Consider the following 17807-nt stretch of genomic DNA (forward strand, 5'->3'; position numbering starts at 1 on the left):
CAAGCACCGCCGGGTGCTGGCCCATGCCCAGATAGTCGTTCGAACACCAGACCACGACGTCCTGCTCGACGCCGTCCTCGCGGCGGCGAACCGCCTTCGGGAACTGGCCGCGCACGCGCTTCAGATCCGCGAAGACGCGATAGCGCCCCTCGCTCTTGACCTGCTCCACGGCAGTCTGGAAGGCAGCCTTGTAGTCGTACAAGCGAACAGCTCTGCTGGCGGCGAAAACCTTGCGGCGTGATGCGCCGATGGGGACGATTTGTCCATGAATCGACGCGGACAAAACGCCGCAAACCCTTAATTGATAACGGTTCTCAAAAACTGACCCCGCGGAGCGGCGCGAAGGCCCCTACCCCTTCGGCAGTTCGTCCAGCCTGCCGCGCAGCATCTGCAGGATGGCCGAGAAGTCGCGGCCGCCGTAGCCCAGGCCGTTGAACATCTGGAACAGCGCCTCGGTCTGCGCCCCCAGCGGGGTCGAGGCCCCCGCCTTGGCCGCCGCGTCCTGCGCCAGCTTCAGGTCCTTCAGCATCATGGCCGCGGCGAAGCCGCCCTCGTAGCTGCGGTTCGACGGCGCCGTCGGCACCGGGCCGGGCCACGGATAATAGGTCGTCACCGACCAGCTCTGGCCCGAGGACTTGGCCACGATGTCGAACATCCTGACCGGGTCCAGCCCCAGTTTCTCGGCCAGGCCGATGGCCTCGCAGGTGCCCAGCATGGTGATGCCCAGGATCATGTTGTTGCAGATCTTGGCGGCCTGCCCGGCCCCGTGGTCGCCGGCCCGGAAGGTCGCCCGGCTCATCGGCTCCAGCGCCGCCTCGATGCGGGCGAAGTCCGGCTCGTCGCAGCCGACCATGAAGGCCAGGGTCCCGGCGTCCGCCGCCATCGTCCCGCCCGACACAGGAGCGTCAGCGAAGGCGTAGCCCGCCGCCTTCGCCAGCCCCGCCACCTTGCGCGCCGTGTCCACGTCGATGGTCGAGCAGTCCAGCAGCAGGGCCGAGGTCGGCGCCGCCCCGATGATCTGCTCCGAATAGACCTTCAGCACATGCGGGCCTGCGGGCAGCATGGTGATGACCACGTCCGCATCCTTCACCGCCTCGGCCGCCGATCCGACCGGCGTGCAGCCCGCCGACTTCGCGCGGTCAAGCGCGGCCTGAGACAGGTCGAAGGCGGCGACGGCGTTCCCGGCCTTCGCCTGGTTGGCCGCCATGCCTCCGCCCATATTGCCCAGGCCGATGAAGGCGATCTTGAGGGTCATGGCGTCGTCTCCCGAATGATTTTCGGGAGCGTTAGCCCGTCCCCCGCCCCGTCGCCAGCGGAGCCGGCCGGTTTTTCGCTCAGCCCGGCTTTTTGAAGCGCAGCATGAACTGGCTGGTGCGGCCCCGGATCGACCCGTCGAAGACGTTGGCCGTGCGCGGGTCAGCCGCGCTGGCCAGCAGATCGCTCTCGCCGTCCAGCACGAAGCCGGCCGCCGCTGCCTCCCGCTTGACCGCCTCGATGTCGATCCGGTGCAGGGTGTGCGCCGCCGACAGGTCCGATCCGGCGGCGGCATGGTGGTCGATGACGACATAACGCCCGCCCGGCCTCAGGGCCGCAAAGACGGCGGCGTTGACCTTCGCCGCCGTGTCGGCCGGGAACGGCTGCAGATGCAGGTCGTGATAGTTCTGGGCCGTGAAGACCAGGTCCAGCCCGGCCGGAAACTCCGGCGCGCCGATCGGCGAGCGGACGCCGTCGACGTTCGGCAGGGCGTCCGCCGCCGTCAGGGCCTCGCCATAGCTGGCCTGGAAGGCGATGAACTCTTCCGGCTGCCAGGCGGTGACATGGCCCTCGGGCCCCACGGCCGCCGAGAAGATCCGGGTGAAATAGCCGCCGCCGATGATCATGTCGGCGACCTTTTCGCCCGGCTTCACCCCGGCGAAATCCAGGGTCTCGGCCGCATGCCGCGCTTCGTCGCGACCGCGATCGGCTTCCGTACGGACCGGATTGGCCAGGACGGCCGCATAGCTTTGGGGAAGGAAGTCGGGCGCCGGGGCGGCGCTCCACCCGGCGGAAGACAGGGCGATGACCGCCACCGCGGTCATGAACAGGGAACGACGCATGACTAATCCTCCTGACGCGCTCTCGCGGCGCTGACGGACAGGCTAGACCCTGGCGTGACCGCCGTCAGCCCGGTTTGCGGAAGCGATAGACGAACTGGTCGCTGCGGCCCCGGATGGCGGGATCGAACACCGACAGGCTGTGATCATCCGCCGGATTTGCGACAGCCGTGCTCTCGCCGTCGAAGATGAAGCCCGCGGCCTCCACCTGGGCCCGCAGGGCCGAGGCCTCGATCCGGTGCAGGGTGCCGACCACCGACGTGCCCGCGCCCGGCGCCGACTGGTGATCCAGGATGACATACAGCCCGCCCGGCTTCAGGGCCGCATAGACGGCGGCGTTCATCCGCGCGACATCGACATTGAACCGCGGGATGACGAAGTCGTGGTACTCCTGCCCCATGAAGACCACGTCCAGCGGCCGGTCGAAGGTCATCTCCTCCAGCGCTCCGGTCACCCGGCTGACATTCGGATAGGTGGCGGCCATCGCATCCGCAAAGGCGTTCTCCCGCGCCGCCGTCTGGTTGGGCACCACCGCATAGACATGGCCGGCCGGCCCCACCGCCGGCGCGAACAGGCGGGTGAAATAGCCCTCTTCAGGGCGGATGTCGGCGACCGCGTCGCCCGGCTCCAGCCGAGCGAAGGCCAGCATCTCGGCGGGTTTGCGCAGCGGATCGCGCGCGACCTCCTCGGGCAGGCGCCGCGGGTCGGCCACCGCCGCCGCATAGCCGGCCTCAAGGTTCGGCCGCACGTCGTTGCTGGAAACAACGACCTCGTCTCCGCTCATCGCGCAGCCGCCCAGGGCCGCCGCCGCCGCCAGCACCAATCCCAACGTCCTGATCACGACCAACCCTCCTGTTCCCGCACCAAGCTACGCCCCGGAACCGTGAGGGATGCAAGACCTCACGGCAGCGGAGACCATTCCTGGTCCGCCGGCAGAGGCGCGAACAGCGCCTCCACCACCGCATCCGTCACGCCCGCCAGCCCGGCGGGCGACCAGTTCGGCGTATTGTCCTTGTCGACGATGACCGCGCGCACCCCCTCCTGGAAGTCGTGGCTGCGCACCACCCGGCCGCCCAGCCGGTACTCCATGGCCATGTTGTCGGCGAAGGTGGCCAGCGTCGCCCCGGTCCGCAGCTGGCGCAGGGTCACCTTCATCGACTGCGGCGACTTGGTCTTCAGGATCGCCAGCTGGGCCAGCGCCCATTCCGAACCCTCGGCCTCCAGCGCCGCGAAGATCGCCTCGACCGTGTCGAAGGCGAACAGCCGGTCGATGGCTTCCAGATGCGCCTCCACCGGCGCCTCGCCCGGATCGGCCTCCAGCCCGTCGGCCACATCCGCCGGATGGGCCGGGTCCGCCGCCAGAATGGCCTTGAACGCCTCCAGCGCGTCGCTCGGCAGATAGTGGCTGTGAATGCCCAGGAAGACCGTATCCGCCGCCTTCAGCCGCGCCCCGGTCAGCGCCAGCCAGACGCCCGTCTGTCCGGGCAGCCGCGGCAGGAACCAGCCGCCGCCGACGTCGGGAAACAGGCCGATGCCCGTCTCGGGCATGGCGTAGGTGGTCCGCTCGGTGGCGATCCGCACCTCGGCGGGCTCCGAAATGCCGACCCCGCCGCCCATGACGATCCCGTCGACGATGGCGGTGATCGGCCTGGGGTATTCGAACATCAGATGGTTCAGCCGGTATTCGCTGAGGAAGAAGGCCTTGGCCTCCGACGCATCCCCCGCCCCGCTCTCGGCGATCATCCGGATGTCGCCGCCCGCGCAAAAGCCGCGCTCGCCCGAATGGTCGATCAGGATCGATTTGACGGCGTCATCCTCACGCCACGCCAGCAGGGCGGCGGTCATCGCCTCGCACATGCCGCGGTTCAGCGCATGCAGCGCCTTTGGCCGGTTCAGGGTGATGCGGCCCACGCCGGATTCGACGCTGGTCAGGACTTCGGATTCGCTCATGCGGCGGCTGTACGGCGACCCGCGCGAACGGTCCAGCCTCAAGGGCGGGGCGTCACCGTCATCTTGTAGGGAATGAACAGGGACAGTTCGAGCGGACCCGACTGACGCCAGGTCACCCGGTTCGACATCCCCTCGACCTCGACCGCATAGCCCTCGCCGAACGACGCCGACGTCGTGCGGGCGTCCGCGGCGATCGCGGCCAGGATCGGCGCGCGGTACTGGCCCGGACTGATCACCGTCAGCTGCCAGTCGCCGCTGACGTCGGCCAGCGACCGGCCGACCGCGTCGATCCCCTCCACGAAGGCCTCGACCCGTTCCGAAGCGGCGTCCAGCGTGTCATCGGCCCGGATCGGCGTCTTCACCACCAGGCTGGCCACGCTGGTGTCGCTGCGTCCGGGATCCATTCCCAGCGTCAGGGTCGAGATCATGTCCTCTGTCAGGGGGACCAGCGTCCCGTCGTCCTCGATCGACAGGTCGATATCCGGGCGCGCCGCGGCGGCCCGCGCCATGGCCCGCAGCGTCTGGGTGATCTCGTTGCGGCGCCCCGGGGCGTCGCGCGTGTCGTTCACCACCCGCACGGCCACGACCAGATTGTCGGCCCGTCGCTCCAGCTGGATCACCGGCACGTCGTCCGGATCCCATTCGATGGCCCGCGAGCCCGTGACGACGATCTCGTCGATCTGGGTGTCCTGGGCCGTCGCGGGTGCGGCGAGCAGAACAGCGAAGAGCGAAACCCACAGCAGTTTTGACATGACATCCTCCCGTTCCGCGAAGATCAGCACGGAAGCGGAGCTGTGTCAGCCGGGTTCGCCGTCGCCCTCTGCCTCGAATGCCGGCAAGCCGAGGTCTGCCTCGTTGTCGAACCACCGGACCGGCGACGACGCCGTCTCCAGTTCAGCGCTGACCATGTGGAGAGCGAGGATCAGCGCCTGCGCGGAATCGACACCCATCGCATGGAAGCGCCGCACCGGTCGGTCCGGCCAGGCGATCGAATAGTCGCAACACCAGTGCAGCCCATCAGTGGTCGGCTTCATCCACTGGACGAGGATCGGCAGGACCTCGCCATCGACGGTCGTGTGGAATTTCCGCTCGCAGACGACGTCGTCCGTCACTGCCGCATCATCTCCCGCGCCGTGATCACCCGCATGATCTCGTTCGTGCCTTCCAGAATCCGGTGCACCCGCAGGTCGCGCACGATCCGCTCCAGCGGATAGTCCTTCAGATAGCCGTAGCCGCCGTGCAGCTGCAGGGCCTCGTCGCCGATCTGGAAGCAGACGTCGGTCGCCATCCGCTTGGCCATGGCGCACCATTTGGTCTTCTCGGGATGGTTGGTGTCCATCGCCCAGGCCCCGCGCAGCACCATCAGCCGGCAGGCGTCCAGCTGGGTCGCCATGTCGGCCAGTTTGAACTGGGTGTTCTGGAAGTCGGCGATCGGCTTGCCGAACTGTTTGCGGGTGTTGACGTATTCCAGCGTCGTTTCCAGCGCCAGCCGCGCCCCGCCCAGGGAACAGGCGGCGATGTTCAGCCGCCCGCCGTCCAGCCCCATCATCGCATAGCGGAAGCCGTCGCCCTCCTTGCCCAGCAGATTGGCGACCGGGATACGGCAGTCGTCGAACGAGACGATGGCCGTGGGCTGGCTGTTCCAGCCCATCTTCTTCTCCTGGGCGCCGAAGCTCAGCCCCGGCGTGCCCAGATCGACGACGAAGGCCGAGATCCCTTTCGGTCCCGCCTCCCCCGTCCGCGCCATGACCACATAGACGTCGCTGGTCCCCGCGCCCGAGATGAAGGCCTTGGAGCCGTTCAGCACCCATTCGTCGCCGTCGCGCGTCGCCGTCGTCCGCATCGCCGCCGCGTCCGATCCCGAGCCCGGCTCGGTCAGGCAGTAGCTGGCGATCTTCTCCATGGTCACCAGCGACGGCACATAGCGGCCGCGCAGGTCGTCGGACCCGAACTTGTCGATCATCCACGTCGCCATGTTGTGGATGCTGATGAAGGCCGCCGTCGACACGTCGCCGCGCGACAGCTCCTCGAAAATCACCGCCGCCTCGACGCGGCCCAGCGCCATCCCGCCGTGCTCTTCGCCGGTGTAGATGCCGCAGAAGCCCATCTCGGCCGCGTGGCGCATGACGTCGACGGGGAAATGTTTGGTCTCGTCCCATTCGGCGCTGTGCGGGGCCAGTTCCGCCTCCGCGAACTGCCGGGCGGCGTCCTGAATGGCGCGCTGGTCGTCGTTGAGGGCGAAGTCCATGAAAGCTCCTGGGTCGTGGGCGGCCTCTGCCGGGCCGCTCGCCGTGCTTCTATCCAACCCCTCGCGCGACGTCACCCTCGCGCCCGCGTCCGATTCTGACGCAGGGCCGTGCAAGCCTGTCGGGATGACCGAAGCCTCTCTTCATCCAGCGCCTGTCCGGACCATCCGGACCATCCGGACCATGTTTTCCGCCGATACCGCCAAGGCTGCCGTTTCACAGCTGGAAGGCGGGGCCGTACGGGGATTCCCGCACCTTTCCACCAGCCCCTGTCCGGACCATCCGGACGATCCGGACCGTGTTTTCCGCCGATACCGCCAAACCGGCGCCTTCAGGATTCGCTCGCCCCTGTTTTCCCCGGGCGCCAAGCCGCCTATGACGCCTGCATGACCCAGCCGTTCGCCCCCGCCGCCTTTCCCTACGCCCGCCCCCGCCGACTGCGCTCGAGCCCGTGGGTTCGCCGGCTCGTGGCCGAGACGACGCTGACGCCCGCCGACCTGATCTGGCCCCTGATCGTCCACGACGGCGCCGAGGACCGACTGCCCGTCGCCTCCATGCCCGGCGTCTTCCGCCTGTCGCCGAAAGCCGCGGCGCAAGCCGCTATCGAGGCCCGCGATCTGGGGATTCCGGCCGTCGCCCTGTTCCCCAATGTCGACGGCGCCATCAAGGACGCGGTCGGCACCGGCGCCACCGACCCCGACGGCCTGATCCCGACCTGCATCAGGGCCATCAAGGACGCCGCCCCCGGAATCGGCGTCATGACCGACGTCGCCCTGGACTGCTACACCGACCACGGCCACGACGGCGTGGTCGAGGACGGCCGCATCCTCAACGACGCCAGCCTGGAACGCCTCGCCGAACAGGCCTTCATCCAGGCCCACGCCGGAGCCGACATCGTCGCCCCCTCCGACATGATGGACGGCCGCGTCCAGGCCATCCGCGAGGCTCTGGAGGCCAACGGCTTCCACGACACCCTGATCCTGTCCTACGCGGCCAAATTCGCCTCGGCCTTCTACGGCCCCTACCGCGACGCCGTCGGTTCGGCGAAACAGCTGACCGGCGACAAGAAGACCTACCAGATGGACTACGCCAACTCCGACGAGGCCCTGCGCGAGGTCGCCATGGACATCGCCGAGGGCGCCGACGCCGTCATGGTCAAGCCCGGGATGCCTTATCTCGATATTGTTCAACGGGTTGTCGAAACTTTCAAAGTTCCGACATTCGCCTATCAGGTGTCCGGGGAATACGCGATGATGCAGGCCTCGATCGCCAACGGCTGGCTCGACGAGGACCGCGCCATCCTCGAAACCCTCCACGGCTTCAAGCGCGCAGGCTGCGCCGGCGTGCTCAGCTATTTCGCCCCGAAGGCGGCGCAACTGCTGGGGGCCTAGGGCCGCTCCGACCGCGCCAGAAGCTCGATCAGGTCGTCCTTCCAGAAGGTCGCCCAGGTATGCGTGCCGTGCCCCTTGCCGCCGGCGCTGTTGGGGATCAGCCGATAGCGGACATCGGCGATCCGGGGGACGAACTGCTCGGCCAGTCCCAGCTCCGGCGGATTGATGAAGTCGTCCGCCGAGTTGATCCAGGTCACCGGCGCGGAGATCGCCTCCAGCCGGGCCGAGGGATCATAGTCGTGCGAGGCGTTGACCTGATACCACAGGTCGTTGGCGTCCAGCGCCGGAAGGCGCCGCGCCTGCTGGGCCGCCAGCCACTCATCGACCGCGGCCGGGGTCGGCAGGTCCTGCTGCATGGCCATGGGCGCCGACCCCGCCAGCAGCAGCAGGTCGACGGCCGTGCGGAGCCCCTCGACGGGCTGGGCGGCATAGTCGCCGCCGGCCCAGGCCGGATCGCTGCGGATGGCGTCCTTGAGCATGCTCCGCCACAGCCGGTTGCGCCCGACTATGGCCGTGGGCTGGCAGGCCATCGGCATCAGGGCCCGGGCGAAATCGGGGTGGGTCTCGGCCCAGACGAAGATGTGCATACAGCCCATCGAGGTGCCCATGATCAGCCGCAGCCGGTCCACGCCCAGGCCATCGACCAACAGCCGCCGCTGCGCCTCGACCATGTCGGCATAGCCGTATTCCGGGAACCGCGCCCTCATCCCGTCCGACGGCTTGGTGGAGCCTCCATGACCGAGGTTGTCGGGCATGATGATGAAATAGCGCGCCGTATCCAGCGGCTGGCCCGGCCCGAACAGCTCGCCCGCGAACTGCGGCGACAGGAACTGGGCGCCCGTCCCGCCGGTGCCGTGCAGCAGCAGGACCGCATTCTCGACCCGGCCGTCCGCGCCCCGGCGGGGCTCTCCGAGCGTCCGGTAGTGGATACGCAGTTCAGCGAGCCGCTGCCCGCCGGCGAGGGCGAAATCGGCGGCCCTGAAATCCCCCTCCGCCGGAACCGGCTGGGCGAGGGCTGCCGATGACAGAAGCAGGGCGGCGAGGCCGCAGACAGTGGCAAGCAGGCGTCTCATTTCGTCGAAACTCCATCCAGCGGCAGCCGCGCCGACCAGCTGTCGAAGGCGACATCGACATGGGCGGGCACGGCGGCCCTGAGGGCGTTGTAGTCCAGATCCAGATGCAGATTGGTCAGCACGGCGCGCCTGACCCCGGCCCGCGCGATCCAGTCCAGCGTCTTCTCGACATGGGCATGGGTCGGATGCGGCGTCCAGCGCAGGGCGTCGACGATCCAGAGATCACAACCCCGCACGGCGTCCAGCGCCCCCTCGTCCAGATCGGACACGTCGCTGGAATAGGCCACGGGCCCGATGCGATATCCGACGGACCGGATCGGACCATGGGCCTGATCGAAGGTGACGACCGGAACCGCACCGCCCGCGCCTTCGATCGCCCAGGACTGCCCATGCGGCGGGATGATCCTCTCGTCCAGTATGGCTGGATAGCCTTCCTGGCTCTTGAAGATATACGGAAAACGCCCGGTCAGCGCCTTATGCGTCGCGTCGTCCATCCAGGCCGGAATGCGCCGCCGCGTCCGCATGGCGAACACCCGCAGATCATCGATCCCGTGCACCTGATCGGCATGGTCGTGGGTGTACAGCACCGCATCGACATGCCGGACCTCCGCGGCCAGCATCTGCGCCCGCAGGTCCGGCGAGGTGTCGATCAGCACACTGGTCACGCCGTCCGGGCCATGACGCCGCACCAGGGCCGAACAGCGGGTTCGGTAGTTTTTCGGCTCGGCCGGATCGCAAGCGCCCCAGTCGCCGTCACCGCGCGGCACGCCGCCCGACGAACCGCAGCCCAGGATGACGACCTCCAGCTCTCCGGTCATGCGCCCTCCGGCCTCGGAATCCGATCAAACAGGGCGAAGAAGGCGTCCGTCGTCCGGGCTTCGGCCTCCACCCGCGTCCAGCCGCGGATGTCGGCCAGGACGTCCAGCACATGACCGACGTAAGCCGGCTCATTGCGTCGCCCTCGATGAGGCACGGGCGCCAGATAGGGGCAGTCCGTCTCGATGATGATGCGGTCGGCCGGCATGGCGCGGATGACATTCCTGACGTCGCCCGCCGCCTTGAAGGTCGCGATGCCGGACACGGAGAACCACGCACCCAATTCCGCCGCCTTTTCGGCCAGTTCCGGACCACTGGTGTAGCAGTGCATCAGGAATTTGAACGGGACGGCCGCCTGTTCCTCGGCCAGGATCGCCGCCATCGCCTCGTCGGCCTCCCGCGTATGGACCACCAGCGGCAGGCCGGTCAGCCGCGCGGCCTCGATGTGCTGCCGGAACACCGCCGCCTGGGTGTCGCGGGGGCTGAGGTCGTAGTGGAAATCCAGCCCGCACTCTCCGATCCCCACCACCCGATCGCGCCGGGCCAGCTCCGTCAACCGCCCGGCGGTCAGATCGGCGTAATCCTTCGCCTCATGCGGATGGACCCCGACCGTGCACCAGATGTCGTCGTGGGCCATTGCGAGGCCGTGCGTGGCCTCGAAGGTCGACAGCTTGTCGGAAATCTCGACCATCAGGCCGACCCCGGCTGCGCGGGCCCGGGCGATGACGGCGTCGCGGTCTTCGTCGAACTGGGGCGCGTGCAGATTGACGTGGCTGTCGATCAGCATCAGGCGCCGGCCTTGGTGCGCTGCAGGTCGGACAGCGCTCCGGCCAGAACGTCGCCTCTGTCCAGATTGATGGCGGCAGTCCGGTCAGGCAGCTCCGAAAGGCGGCTCCACAGCTCGGCCCAGCGGGCGCCGGACGCCCCCTCCTCCAGCGCCCGCACCTTCACGGCGGCGATCAGCCGGTCCATCAGGATTTCGAACCGCTCCTGCCCCTCCGCGCCGCGGAACCTGTCGGCGACGGCCATGGCTTCCGCGCGGTCCACGGCGGGAGCTGCGACCCATGCCTGGGCCAGTTGGTCTGCCTCCAGCGTTGCTCCGGACGCCAGGGCCAGGGCCTGCCCCGGAGAGCCTGCCGCCATCCCCGCGATCCGCACCGCCTCGCCGGACGAGACGCCGGTCTGGTTGCGGACCAGATTCTCCAGCGCGTGCAGCGGCCAGACCGGGAAGGCCAGCCGGCGGCACCGCGAACGGATCGTCGACAACAGCCGACCCGGCGCATGAGTCACCAGAAACAGCACGCCGCACTCCGGCGGCTCTTCAAGAACCTTCAGCAAGGCGTTGGCTGCATTCAAATTCAGGTCATCCGCCGCATCGATGATCGCCACCCGATAGCGGGCCCGAGACGGGCTCTTGGAGAAGAATTCCGGCAAGTCGCGAGCCTGATCGACCGAGATCGATTTCTTCGTCTTGCCCCCCTCCACGGCGCGTTCCAGCACCAACAGATCGGGATGGGACTGGGCTGTCACCAGGCGCGCGACGGGGTCGTCCGGCCGCGTTCCCAACAGGCCTCGCGACGGATCAGGCGCGGCCCCCAGCAGCCGTCGCGCGGCCCTGTAGGCGAAGGTCGCCTTGCCCGAACCCTCTACGCCGCACAGCAGCCAGGCGTGATGCAGCCGTCCCTTGTCGAAGGCGTCCAGGAAGGACGCCTCGGCCGCGGCGTCCGGGATCAGGTCGAACCGGTCGCGCGGGTGGTCGCTCACAGCAGCCGCGCCTCTACCGCGGCCCAGACGCGGGCCGCCACCGTGTCCTGGTCTCCGTCGGCGTCGATGACGATGCAGCGTTCCGGATGGCGCGCCGCGATGTCGAGAAAACCGCGCCGAAGCCGCTCATGGAACTCCAGCCCCTTGGATTCGAAGCGCGTTTCGAACAGTCCCCGTCCAAAGGCGCGCTCCAGGCCGATACTGACCGGCAGATCGAAGATCAGGGTCAGGTCCGGCTGGGTCTCGCCTACGATGGCCGCGTCCAGCGCCTCGATGAACGCCGCCGGCGTCCCCCCGCCGACGCCCTGATAGGCGCGGCTCGAATCGGCGAACCGGTCGCAGACCACCCAGCGCCCCGCTTCGAGCGCGGGCCGGATGGTCCGTTCCAGATGGTCGCTGCGCGCGGCGAACATCAGCATCGTCTCGGTCATGGGCGACCAGCGTCCGGCGTCGCCGTTCAGGGCGATGTTGCGAATGTCTTCCGCCCCCGAAGACCCTCCGGGTTCGCGGGTCTGGACGACCTCGAGATCACGCGCGCGAAGGCGCTCGACCAGCCGCGCGACCTGGGTCGACTTGCCGGTCCCCTCGCCGCCTTCGAACGTAATGAATCTGCCTTTGGTCACCGGCGCACAATGGCGGCGCCCGCCCGGTTCGCAAGCCTCAGCGCGCCGATATCAACAGGGCGTCGGCGTATCCGCGCGCGATTACCGCCTGTCGGGCGTGTTCGGCGGCGTTCGCGTCAGGCCAGGGCCCCACCAGCACGCGGAACATCGCCGCATCGCCCCCGGGGGTCGTATCGACGGTGGCGCGTTCTCCCAGCCGGTCGGCGACCCGCCGGGCCGCTCTTCGATCCGAAAAAGCGCCGGCCTGAATCCAGTAGGCGCCGTTCTCGTAGGACGGGGGCGTCGTCCGAGGCGGCGCGGCCCGGGCGTGCTGCAGGGCCGTCCCGCCGCCCAGACGCGGCGCGCGGCCGAGATACCGGACCCGAACCTCGCCTACGCCGGCCTGCAGCATGCCCAGCGCCTCGGCCGAGCCGCGCGACAGATCGATGATCCGGCCGTCCACGAAGGGTCCGCGATCGTTCACCCTCGCCACGATCCGCCGGCCATTCGAGAGGTTGGTGACTTCCACAAGGCCGGGCAACGGCAGCGTCTTGTGAGCCGCCGTCAGAGCATGCATGTCGAACCGTTCGCCGGTCGCCGTCGGACGGCCGTTGAACTGGTCGCCGTACCAGGAGGCCGCGCCTGTCTCGTCATATCCGGGCTGTTCCGCGGGCTGGTACCAGCGTCCGCGGATCTGATATGGCCGCATCGTTCCCGAGACGATCGGCGCCGGATCGGTGACCGCCGGAATCCCTCCAACATCCGGCCGGACGCCGCCGGCGCATGCGGCCAGAAGAGATAACAGCCCGACGGCCAGCGCGCCCCGGACCCATTTGGTGATGATTCTTCCCGCCATCGCCCCGCTCCTGACGGCTGTAAGCATGACCCTGGACATTTCCGCTTTGGTTAACGGGACGTTTGGCGCTATGCGGCCATTCCGCTCAACAGGCACGGACAGGTGGCCGAGTGGTTTAAGGCAGCGGTCTTGAAAACCGCCGTAGGTGAGAGCCTACCGTGGGTTCGAATCCCACCCTGTCCGCCACCTTTGCTAAACGCTGCAATCCAGCGAACAATTTACCGCCGATCACCGCCGCTTTCCCTCTGCGGTACGCTTTCCACCACGCCGGTCACAACCTGCGCGAATGGTTCACTATTGACCCCGTAGGACGTTTGTCCTACGGTTTATAGGTCAAGTGTCCTACGGCGTATTTCGCGGCTTTTGCCTTCTACGCCATGATCGTAGAGGCCAAATATGAGCGCCAGCGAAACCCGCCAGCAGATCGTGGATGTCGCCGACCGGCTCTTCTACATGCATGGCTTCGAAGCGACGTCGTTTGCCGATATCGCCAAGGATGTGGGCCTCTCGCGCGGCAATTTCTACTACCACTTCAAGACCAAGGACGAGATTCTCGATGCGGTGATCGCGCAGCGCATGGCAAATACCCGCGCCATGCTGGAGGCTTGGGAGCACGATGCGGCTTCCCCCACAGACTGCATCCGCAACTTCGTCCACATCCTCATCACGAACCGGGCCAAGATCATGGCCTATGGCTGCCCGGTCGGCACGCTCTGCAACGAGCTGGCGAAGCTGGATCACCTGGCGAAGGACGACGCGACCGGTCTGTTCACCTTGTTCCGCGACTGGCTCCGCCGGCAGTTCACCAGCCTCGGGCGCGAAGCGGATGCCGATGCGCTGGCCCTCCACGTTCTGATCGGCAGCCAAGGCATCGCGACGCTCGCCACGGCCTTCCGGGACGAGGCGTTCATCCGCCGCGAAGTCGCGGACATGGAGGCTTGGCTGCTTGCCCAATGCCCGGTCGGTTCACCCTCCAATGTCCGCCAACCTGCCTGATGGAGTGACCATGTTCGTCATCACCCTTCGCTTTGCTGACAAGTCCAGGGCGCCCCTGTTCATGGATGGGCACAACGCCTGGATCAAACGCGGATTCGACGACGGCGTTTTCCTGCTGACCGGCAGCCTTCAGCCGAGTGCAGGAGGTGCGATCCTCGCGCACAATACGTCCCCTGAAGAGATCGCGGCTCGTGTGCAGGATGACCCCTTCGTCGCCGAGGGGATCGTCAGCGCTGAAATCCTCCCCATCACACCGGGCCGTACCGACGAACGGCTCGCCTTTCTGAAAGGCTGAGTGATGAGCGCGACGTTCCTCGGGCCGGACGGACGCCCGCGTTGCCGCTGGTGCGCGGCCGCGCCCGAATTCCTAGCTTATCACGACACAGAATGGGGTTTTCCCGTCGATGATGACCGTCGCCTGTTCGAGAAGCTGTGCCTCGAAGGATTTCAGTCGGGCTTGAGTTGGCGCACCATCCTTGCGAAGCGAGAAAACTTCCGTACCGCGTTCCGCAGTTTCGATTTCAACCGGATCGCCGACTTCACTGATGCCGATGTGGAACGGTTATTGAAGGACGAAGGCATCGTTCGTCATCGCGGCAAGATCGTCGCTGTCATCAACAATGCTGCGCGAGCGCAGGAGTTGGTCAGGCAGGAGGGATCGCTCGCCGCTTATGTCTGGCGCTTCGAACCGGGGCCGGAGGAACTGGCCGCACCACAGACCGTATCAACCTCATCGTCCTCCATTGCGCTGTCGAAAGATCTGAAGAAGCGGGGCTGGTCCTTCGTCGGCCCGACGACGGTTTACGCTTTCATGCAGGCCATGGGACTCATCAACGATCATGCCGAGGGATGCGTCGTTCGGGAGCAGGCGGCCAACGCCAGAAAGACCTTCCCGTTGCCGAGATAGCTCCAGAAAGTGGATAGATGCTCGCCAAGCATCCGATATCACCGCCGCTGGCCAGGCAAACGCCGCCGAAGACCGTCGATTGCCGTACAGATTAAATAATATTCTTCAGGATCAGAACTTTATCACGATTGTTTAGTGCTCACCTTCATCGAGCGTGCCCGCCACCTCTGCATGCGCGCCGAACGAAAGAGGCGCGCCGCGGACGGCGCGCCTCTACCCGCACCATGCTCGGTGCGCCTCACTGAGTCGTCGGCCGCACCTCGATCGGGAGACCCAGGGTTTCGAGTTGGGGCTTCACCACCGAGGCGTCGCCTACGACCACCCAGACGAAGCCCTCCGGGTGGATGACTTCGCGGGCGGCGGCGTCCAGCTGAGCCGCGGTCAGGGCCCTGGTGCGACTGGCAAGCGTGGTCTGGTAATCGTCCGGGCGACCGTACAGGGCGTTGGATCGCAGGGCGCCGAGGATCTGGCCTGAGGTCTCGAAACCGCCAGCCAGCGATCGGGTGTTGCCGTTGATCGTCCGCTCCAGCTCCTGTGGCGTAACGCCGTCGGTCTGCAGGAAGCGATCGTATTGGGCGATCAGGGCGGCGATGGACTCGCCGGTGCGGTTCGCCTGGACCGGCGCGTTGACGATATAGGGCACCCGGTGTTCGAGCATGTTGGCGTTCCCCCGCACGCCATAGGACCAGCCCTTGGTTTCACGCAGGTCCGAGTTGATCCGCGACAGGAAATCCGATCCGAGGGTCGCGTTGGCCGCATTCAGCGCCAGCAGGTCGTCGGTCCCGGAAACGGGAAGGACTGCTCCGCCGTAGATCAACGACTGCGGCGACTGCGGCCGGTCGATCAGGACGATACGGCTGGTCGTGGCCGGAACGGCGGCCGCGAAGTCCTTGGTCCCCTTGGCCGCGGACGGAGCGCGCCAGTCGCCGAACGCGGCCTCCAGCTGCGGCGTGACCTGCGCCAGCGGCAGGTCGGAGACGATGAAGATGGTCGCATTGTCCGGACGAACCCAGGCCTCATGGGTTGCGACCAGATCGGCGCGGGTCAGGGCGCTGATGGTCGCCTCGTCACCCGAACCGGTGAAGGACCGACCGTAGGGGCTGGCCTCTCCGTAGATCAGCGGCGGCAGGGCGCGGGCGGCGATAGCCCCGGGGTTGGTGCGCTCACTGGCCAGCCCGGACAGACGCGCAGCGCGGATGCGCTCGATCTCGGCCGGCGCGAAAGCCGGGTTCCGCACCACGTCCGACAGAAGGGTCAGGCCCGGCGTCAGATTGGCGGTCACGGTCGCCAGCTCGGCCGCGGTCCGATCCATCGAGGCGCTGACGCTCACCGAGGCGCCCAGGCGCTCTTCTTCCTCGGCCAGCTGGTTGGCGTCGCGGGTCGTGGTCCCCTCGTCAAGCAGGTCGAGCATCATGGCCTGGGCGCCGAGGCGGTCGGCGCGGTCGGCGGCGTAACCCGCATCGAACTCGACCGCCACGCGGGTGACCGGAACGGTGTCGACCTGGGCGTAGACCACCTTGATCCCGTTCGACAGGGTCGCACGCTCGACGGCCGGGAACTGCAGATCCGGCACCTGGCCGATAGCGGGCATTGGATCGCGGGCGACGCGCTGGATTTCGGCGGCCGGAACCGGAGCGGCGCCCGACGGAGAGGCGGCGGCCTCCGCATAGGCTTCCCGTTCCCCGGGAGCGATGGTCATGTCGAACACCGGACGGGTAAGCCAGCGCTGCATGGCGGCGGTGACCTGGGCGGGCGTGACCGAGGCGTACTCGGCCAGTTCCTTCCTGTAGTGGTCCGGATCGCCCGCATAGAGCTGGCCCTCGGCGAGGACATTGGCCTTGCCGTTGACCTGCTCAAGGCTCTGGATACGGCCGGAGACGTAACGAGTGGCGACGCGGGCGACCTCTTCCTCGGTCGGGCCGCGGGCGATGAAGTCGGCGACGATGGCGTCCAGACGACGTCCAACCTCGGCGGCGTCCTGCCCCGGCTTCACGTCGACCGAGATGTCGAAGATGCCGATGCGGTGGAAGTCAGACAGCGCCGACGTCACCGCCACGGCCGTCTGCTCGCCGCGAACCAGCTGATTGTCCAGGCGGGACGAAGCAAGGCCGCCCAGCACCGAAGCCGCGACCGACAGCGGCACGGCGTCGTCGCTCAGCAGGCCGGGCACGGCCCAGCTGCGGGTCAGGCGGGTGTTGGCCACCCGGTCATGCATGGTCGCCACGACCGGTGCGGCGAGGGTCGGCACTTCAGCCTCGGCCGGCGTATTCACGGGGCCGCGCGGGATGCCGCCGAAGTAACGTTCCATCAGCGGCCGGGCCGTCGTCTCGTCGATATCGCCCGACAGGACGACAATGGCGTTGTTCGGGCCGTAGTTCTCGCGGAACCAGTTGCGCACCGTCTCCAGGCTGGCGGCGTCCAGGTCGGCCATCGAGCCGATGGTCGCGTGACGGTAGGGGTGGCCTTCGGGGAAGAGCGCTTCCAGCTGGGCGTATTCGAACAGCCCGTACGGCTGGTTGTCGCCCTGGCGCTTCTCGTTCTGGACAACACCGCGCTGAAGGTCGAGCACCTCTTGGCCGACTTCGCCCAGCAGATAGCCCATGCGGTCGCTTTCGAGGAACAGGGCCTGTTCCAGCGCGGGGGTCGGGACGGTCTGGAAATAGTTGGTGCGGTCGAACCAGGTGGTGCCGTTCAGGTTCGATGGCCCGAGATTGCGCATACGCCCCAGGTAGCTTCCCGGCGCGTTCTCCGAGCCGCCGAACATCAGGTGCTCAAACAGGTGGGCGAAGCCGGTCGACCCCGCCGGCTCGTCCTTGGAGCCGACATTGTACCAGACCGATACCGCCACGACGGGCGCCTTGCGGTCCTCGTGCACGATCACCGTCAGGCCGTTGTCCAGCACAAAGCGCGACCATGGAATGTTGACGCGGGACACAAGGTCGGCGACCGGCGCGGCGGGAAGGTCCGGCGCCTGGTTCACGCCGGCGACTGCCGCGGTCTGGGCGGCGGCGGGACCGACGACGGTCATGGACGGCGCGACAACCGCAAGGAGGGCCGCGAGAGAGACGAGACGAGCGCGCATGGACGACTTTCGAATGATTCAGGCCAAGGAC

General features: G+C 67.6%; 18 protein-coding genes, 1 tRNA gene and 1 pseudogene. 5 read left to right on the top strand and 15 right to left on the bottom strand.

Annotated features, from left to right (window positions below):
- The 8 genes and pseudogenes from BrevBR_RS00005 to BrevBR_RS00040 form a co-directional block, all read right to left on the bottom strand.
- Window positions 1-202 (bottom strand): annotated as a pseudogene (locus BrevBR_RS00005) (5-aminolevulinate synthase); the annotation flags it as partial.
- A 147-nt stretch (window positions 203-349) separates the two neighbouring features.
- Window positions 350-1438, bottom strand: coding sequence for a 3-hydroxyisobutyrate dehydrogenase (mmsB, locus tag BrevBR_RS00010; protein ID WP_340000745.1), 1089 nt, complete (start codon window positions 1436-1438; stop codon window positions 350-352).
- Window positions 1335-2096 (bottom strand): class I SAM-dependent methyltransferase, encoded by a 762-nt coding sequence (locus BrevBR_RS00015; RefSeq protein WP_339999556.1) that lies wholly within the window; start codon window positions 2094-2096, stop codon window positions 1335-1337. Before BrevBR_RS00015 ends, mmsB begins: the two co-directional genes overlap by 104 nt.
- Before the next feature lie 64 nt (window positions 2097-2160).
- A complete protein-coding gene (locus BrevBR_RS00020; RefSeq protein ID WP_339999557.1) occupies window positions 2161-2934 on the bottom strand; it encodes a class I SAM-dependent methyltransferase in 774 nt (257 codons plus the stop codon).
- A gap of 59 nt (window positions 2935-2993) precedes the next feature.
- Complete coding sequence (locus BrevBR_RS00025; protein ID WP_339999558.1) at window positions 2994-4043, bottom strand: enoyl-CoA hydratase/isomerase family protein; 1050 nt, start codon at window positions 4041-4043, stop codon at window positions 2994-2996.
- A 38-nt stretch (window positions 4044-4081) separates the two neighbouring features.
- Window positions 4082-4795, bottom strand: a complete 714-nt coding sequence (locus BrevBR_RS00030; protein ID WP_339999559.1) for a hypothetical protein — start codon at window positions 4793-4795, stop codon at window positions 4082-4084.
- Window positions 4796-4840: 45 nt separating this feature from the next.
- Complete coding sequence (locus BrevBR_RS00035) at window positions 4841-5155, bottom strand: DUF6968 family protein (RefSeq protein WP_332639612.1); 315 nt, start codon at window positions 5153-5155, stop codon at window positions 4841-4843.
- Entirely contained in the window at window positions 5152-6291 is a 1140-nt protein-coding gene (locus BrevBR_RS00040) for an isobutyryl-CoA dehydrogenase (RefSeq protein ID WP_332639611.1), read from the bottom strand. Before BrevBR_RS00040 ends, BrevBR_RS00035 begins: the two co-directional genes overlap by 4 nt.
- A 384-nt stretch (window positions 6292-6675) precedes the next feature.
- On the opposite strand from BrevBR_RS00040, the gene hemB reads away from it, so the two are divergent.
- Window positions 6676-7680 carry a porphobilinogen synthase gene (gene hemB, locus BrevBR_RS00045; protein ID WP_339999560.1) on the top strand — a complete coding sequence of 335 codons (1005 nt, stop codon included), beginning with the start codon at window positions 6676-6678 and terminating at the stop codon, window positions 7678-7680.
- Here the strand turns inward: hemB and BrevBR_RS00050 are convergent.
- Genes BrevBR_RS00050 through BrevBR_RS00075 form a run of 6 tightly spaced genes read right to left on the bottom strand, consistent with a single transcriptional unit; the run spans window position 7677 to window position 12791 of the window.
- Window positions 7677-8753 (bottom strand): alpha/beta fold hydrolase, encoded by a 1077-nt coding sequence (locus BrevBR_RS00050; protein WP_339999561.1) that lies wholly within the window; start codon window positions 8751-8753, stop codon window positions 7677-7679. The genes hemB and BrevBR_RS00050 overlap by 4 nt on opposite strands.
- Window positions 8750-9571 (bottom strand): MBL fold metallo-hydrolase, encoded by an 822-nt coding sequence (locus BrevBR_RS00055; protein WP_339999562.1) that lies wholly within the window; start codon window positions 9569-9571, stop codon window positions 8750-8752. The genes BrevBR_RS00050 and BrevBR_RS00055 overlap by 4 nt, the downstream gene beginning before the upstream one ends.
- A complete protein-coding gene (locus tag BrevBR_RS00060; RefSeq protein ID WP_339999563.1) occupies window positions 9568-10356 on the bottom strand; it encodes a TatD family hydrolase in 789 nt (262 codons plus the stop codon). The genes BrevBR_RS00055 and BrevBR_RS00060 overlap by 4 nt, the downstream gene beginning before the upstream one ends.
- Complete coding sequence (locus BrevBR_RS00065) at window positions 10356-11333, bottom strand: DNA polymerase III subunit delta' (protein WP_339999564.1); 978 nt, start codon at window positions 11331-11333, stop codon at window positions 10356-10358. Before BrevBR_RS00065 ends, BrevBR_RS00060 begins: the two co-directional genes overlap by 1 nt.
- On the bottom strand, window positions 11330-11956 hold the full coding sequence (gene tmk / locus BrevBR_RS00070; RefSeq protein WP_332639605.1) for a dTMP kinase: 627 nt from the start codon (window positions 11954-11956) through the stop codon (window positions 11330-11332). Before tmk ends, BrevBR_RS00065 begins: the two co-directional genes overlap by 4 nt.
- A gap of 37 nt (window positions 11957-11993) precedes the next feature.
- Window positions 11994-12791: a septal ring lytic transglycosylase RlpA family protein gene (locus BrevBR_RS00075; protein WP_339999565.1), complete on the bottom strand. Its 798-nt coding sequence runs from the start codon at window positions 12789-12791 to the stop codon at window positions 11994-11996.
- Between the two features lie 96 nt (window positions 12792-12887).
- On the opposite strand from BrevBR_RS00075, the gene BrevBR_RS00080 reads away from it, so the two are divergent.
- The 4 genes from BrevBR_RS00080 (at window position 12888) to BrevBR_RS00095 (ending at window position 14694) form a co-directional block, all read left to right on the top strand.
- Window positions 12888-12977 (top strand) — tRNA-Ser (locus tag BrevBR_RS00080).
- 210 nt (window positions 12978-13187) lie between these two features.
- Window positions 13188-13787, top strand: coding sequence for a TetR/AcrR family transcriptional regulator (locus BrevBR_RS00085; protein WP_339999566.1), 600 nt, complete (start codon window positions 13188-13190; stop codon window positions 13785-13787).
- A gap of 10 nt (window positions 13788-13797) precedes the next feature.
- Window positions 13798-14082 (top strand): YciI family protein, encoded by a 285-nt coding sequence (locus BrevBR_RS00090; protein ID WP_339999567.1) that lies wholly within the window; start codon window positions 13798-13800, stop codon window positions 14080-14082.
- Window positions 14083-14085: 3 nt separating this feature from the next.
- Entirely contained in the window at window positions 14086-14694 is a 609-nt protein-coding gene (locus BrevBR_RS00095; RefSeq protein ID WP_339999568.1) for a DNA-3-methyladenine glycosylase I, read from the top strand.
- Between the two features lie 238 nt (window positions 14695-14932).
- On the opposite strand, the gene BrevBR_RS00100 is transcribed toward BrevBR_RS00095, so the two are convergent.
- Entirely contained in the window at window positions 14933-17776 is a 2844-nt protein-coding gene (locus tag BrevBR_RS00100; protein WP_339999569.1) for a M16 family metallopeptidase, read from the bottom strand.
- Between the last annotated feature and the right edge of the window lie 31 nt (window positions 17777-17807).

This window comes from Brevundimonas sp. BR2-1, assembly GCF_037626195.1.
Lineage (GTDB): Bacteria > Pseudomonadota > Alphaproteobacteria > Caulobacterales > Caulobacteraceae > Brevundimonas.